Raw genomic sequence first — 4353 nt, 5'->3', positions numbered from 1 at the left:
CGCCCTTTGGGACGGCCCCTACGCACTAACCACTAACCACTAACCACTAAAAGGCGCTGTCTTCATAGACAGCGCCTTTTCCACACCCGAAAGGAGCTATTATGAATCGAACTGACTGGGATGCTTATTTTGCCTCTCTTATTGGCGATACGGGGACCGGCGTGCCTGGTCTGGCCGTCCTGGCCTATGCCGATGGGCGTGAGGTCTATCGTTTTGCCGCCGGCGTCCGCCGCGTGGACGGGGAGCGGTCCTGGCCGATGACGGTGGACAGCCGTTTCCGCATGGCATCTGTCTCCAAGATGTTCACGGTCTTTACCCTCATGGAGCTCGCCGAAGCGGGGAAGCTGTCCCTGGACGACGATGTCAGCCAGTACCTGGGCTTTCGCCTGCGCCATCCGTCTTACCCTGACGTGCCCATTACGCTTCGTATGCTGGCTTCGCATACGTCGGGCCTGCGCGACGGCAGGGTTTACAGCATTCCGCCGTCGGTCCGTGTCAAGGCCTTCTTTACGCCAGGTAGTCCCTATTGGGAAGACGGCGCCCATTTTGCCCCGGCCGGGCAGGCACCGGGTATTTATTTTACTTATTGTAACCTCAATTACGGCCTTTTGGGGACGGTCATCGAAGCCGTGACGGGCCAGCGCTTCGATAGGTATCAGAAAGCACATATCCTGGCCGCCCTGGACTGCCGGGCCGACTATGTGCCGGGCAATCTGGAAGCGGCTGAATTCGCCAAATTGGGGACGGTCTATCTCAAACGGGATAGTCAGGGCCGCTGGGATGAACAGGGCCCCTGGCAGGGGACTATCGACGATTTTGGCGGCGTCCAGCCGGAGCGCGAAGCCCTGGCCTTGCAGAATCCCTATGCCCAGGACGTCTGCCAGACTTACGACCTGGCCGCGTACCGGCCTGGGACCAATGCGACGATCTTTTCACCGCAAGGCGGCCTGCGCCTGTCTCTGGAGGAACTGGGCCACGTCCTGGCCATGATGATTCAGGGCGGCCGCTATCAGGACCGGCCGGTCCTGGCGCCGTCGTCGCTGCAGGCCATGTTCAGCCCTCAGTGGGTCTATGACGGCCACAATGGCGATACGTGTGGCCAGACCCTGCTCACCTATGGCCTGGGCGAATTCTTCGTCGACGGCACGGGGCCGGCCCGCTGTTGCCGCACGAAGGCCGTCGATTTATGGGGCCACACGGGCCAGGCCTTTGGCCTCTTGTCGGGCCTCTTCGTCCGGCTCGGGACGGGCAGCGGCTTTGCCTACGTCATGAATGGCGAGGCCCTGGCCGAAGATGACGACCTGCGCAGTGCCGGCCGCTTCAGCTGCAACTATATTTGGGAAGAAAATGTCATGGACGGCCTGTGCCGATTGATTGACGGCCTATAAGGGCTGTGCTATGATTATGAAATATAGTAACATTCCAAATGGGAAGGCGAGATAATGATGAATGCATATGAAAGTACCATGAATTTTACACGCCGTGCCGTCTGGGCCCAGATCGACCTCGACGCAGCGGCTCATAATATGCGCCAGATACGCAAGCACGTCGGGCCGGATGTTAAGATCGCCGCCGTCGTCAAGGCCAATGCCTACGGCCACGGCAGTGTCGAACTGGCCAAGACCTTTGCCGAAAACGGCGCCGACTGCTTTGCCGTGTCCAGCCTGGACGAAGCCGTCGAGCTCCGCCGCTATGCGCATATCGACAACGAAATCTTCATCCTCGGGCATACCGACGCCCGGCGGACAGAAGAACTCCTGACGTATGACATCGAACCGGCTGTCTTCAACTTGAAGAACGCCGAATTCTTCTCCCAGGAAGCCCGGCGCCTGGGCAAGACCCTGCGCGTCCATATCGCCGTCGATACGGGCATGAGCCGCGTCGGATTCCAGGTCAATGAATTCAGCGTCTCGGAAATCAAGACCATCGCAGCCCTGCCGAATATCGAAATCCGCGGCATGTTCACCCATTTTGCCGTTTCCGACATGAAAGACAAGACGTTTACGCGCGAACAGTACGGCCATTTCCGCTGGATGTGCAAGCGCATGGAAGAAGAAGGCATCCACATCGCCCTGCGCCATTGCTGCAACAGTGCGGCCGTCCTGGAACTGCCCGAATACTACTGCGACATGGTCCGGCCGGGCATCATCATGTACGGCTGTGAACCGTCGCCGGAAATCGACATCAAGCCTTATGACCTGCGGCCCGTCATGTCCCTGCGCTGCTGCATCGCCCATGTCAAGCTCATCGACGCCGGCGCGACCGTCAGCTATGGCCGCCATTATAAAACTCCGTCGCGCCGGAAAATCGCGACCCTGCCCGTCGGCTATGCCGATGGTTATTCGCGCATCCTGTCGGGGAAAGTCGACGTCCTTTACCATGGCCACCGCGTCCCCCAGGTCGGTGCCATCTGCATGGACCAGTGCATGATCGACGTCAGCGGCGAAGCCAACGTCCACGCCGGTGACGAAGTCGTCCTCTTCGGCCGCCAGGGCGACAGCTTCATCCCCATCGAAGAAATCGCCGCAGTCTGTGGCACCATCAACTACGAAATCATGTGCAACATCTCGCGCCGTGTCCCCCGCGTCTACATGAAGAACGGCAAAGTCGTCGGCCGCGAAGAATACCTCTTCGATAAACCGTAGGGATAGGCAGTTCGCAGGCCGCAGTTCGTAGGGGACGCCCAAAGGGCGGCCCGCCAGAGTCATCTGTCAGGCTGAAACGGATCGCGGTAGAGGGGCGAAAAAACGTTATCATTATCTGTAGGGGCTCGCACGTGGCGAGCCCACAGGTATATGTAGGATACTTGTAAAACAGATTTTGCGTGAACGGGCGCCCCACGTGGGCGCCCCTACAAGAAAAAAGGGCTTGTCGCTGTGCGACAAGCCCTTTTTTCCTCTTCCATGATTTTGTTGCAAGTGGTATACTGTATATAAGATATACGCATATATAAATGCAAAATAATCATAAAAAGGCGGTGTGTTATTATGAATTGGAATGATAAAACGGCGGCCAACGTTAAGGCCATCAAACCCTCGGGTATCCGCAAGTTCTTCGATATTGCAGCCCAGGTCAAAGGGGTCTTGTCCCTGAGTATCGGAGAACCGGACTTTGCCGCACCGGACAAGGTACTGGCAGCTATGAAAGCCAGCCTTGATGCCAAGGAAACGAGTTATACCGGGAATTCAGGCATGATGGAGCTCCGTGAAGCCATTAGCCATCATTTTGAACAACGCTATGGTGTCCATTATGACCCTAAAGATGAAATCCTGGTCACTGTCGGCGTTTCCGAAGGCCTGGCCATGGCCCTCCTGGCCATTACCGAACCGGGCGATGAAGTCATCATCCCCGACCCGGCTTACGTTGCCTATCCGGCGTCTGTCGAACTGGCTGGCGGGACGCCGGTCTTCGTGCCGACCTATCCGGAACACGATTTCAAACTGACTGTCGAAGCTTTGGAAAAGGTCATCACGCCGAAGACGAAAGCCATCGTCATCGGCTATCCGAACAACCCGACGGGGACCGTCATGTCGGCAGAAGAATTGATGCCTATTGCCAAATTTGCCGAAGAACACGATCTCATCGTCTTGTCCGATGAAATCTACTGTGAACTCATGTACGGCGATGCCAAGTTCACGTCCTTCGCCAAATTGCCGGGCATGCGTGAACGGACGGTCATCTTCAACGGCTTTTCCAAGGCCTATGCCATGACGGGTATGCGCCTGGGCTACGTCTGTGCACCGCGGGAAGGCCTGGCACCGATTTTGAAGCTCCATCAGTACGCCATCATGTGTGCCAATACGACGGCTCAGGTCGGCGGCATTACGGCCCTCAAGGAATGTGACGACGACGTCGAAGCCATGCGTCAGGAATACGACCGCCGCCGCAAGGTCATCTACAAGGGTCTGTGCGACATGGGGCTGCCCGTCTTTGAACCGAAAGGCGCCTTCTACATCTTCCCGGACATCCGCTGCACGGGCATGACGTCGGCGGAATTCTGCGAAAAACTGGTCCAGGAAGAAAAAGTCGCCGTCGTCCCGGGCACGGCCTTTGGCGACCAGGGCGAAGGCTTCGTCCGCATCTCCTACGCCGCCAGCATGGACACCATCCAGGAAGCCCTGAAACGTATGGCCCGCTTCGTAGCGCAATATCGAAAGGACTGATATTTATTTGCAGGGTCGCCCACGTGGGGCGCCCGCTCACGCAAATCTCCAAAGCCCTAACGGGTCGCCCACGTGGCGACCCCTACAGTATAAAATAAATTTAAAACCTGCTAAAAAGGGGCTGTAACATAATAGCCTCATCGAAAAAAATGGACTCAGTTATCTGAGCCCATTTTTTTAAGCAAAAGAG

General features: G+C 57.1%; 3 protein-coding genes. All 3 read left to right on the top strand.

Translation table 11 applies throughout. The annotated features are described in order from the left end of the window. The first annotated feature begins 101 nt into the window (after positions 1-101). The 3 genes from WMO23_RS10980 (at position 102) to WMO23_RS10970 (ending at position 4163) form a co-directional block, all read left to right on the top strand. The gene (locus tag WMO23_RS10980; RefSeq protein ID WP_349174070.1) at positions 102-1388 is read left to right on the top strand and encodes a serine hydrolase domain-containing protein; all 1287 of its coding nucleotides are present in this window, start codon (positions 102-104) and stop codon (positions 1386-1388) included. Positions 1389-1442: 54 nt separating this feature from the next. Further along, positions 1443-2645, top strand: coding sequence for an alanine racemase (gene alr, locus WMO23_RS10975; RefSeq protein ID WP_020311741.1), 1203 nt, complete (start codon positions 1443-1445; stop codon positions 2643-2645). A gap of 342 nt (positions 2646-2987) precedes the next feature. Then, positions 2988-4163: a pyridoxal phosphate-dependent aminotransferase gene (locus tag WMO23_RS10970; protein WP_020311740.1), complete on the top strand. Its 1176-nt coding sequence runs from the start codon at positions 2988-2990 to the stop codon at positions 4161-4163. The last annotated feature ends 190 nt before the right edge of the window (positions 4164-4353 follow it).

The organism is Megasphaera intestinihominis (assembly GCF_040096415.1).
GTDB classification, from domain to species: Bacteria; Bacillota; Negativicutes; order Veillonellales; family Megasphaeraceae; genus Megasphaera; species Megasphaera intestinihominis.
This window is presented reverse-complemented; position numbering and strand designations above follow the sequence as displayed.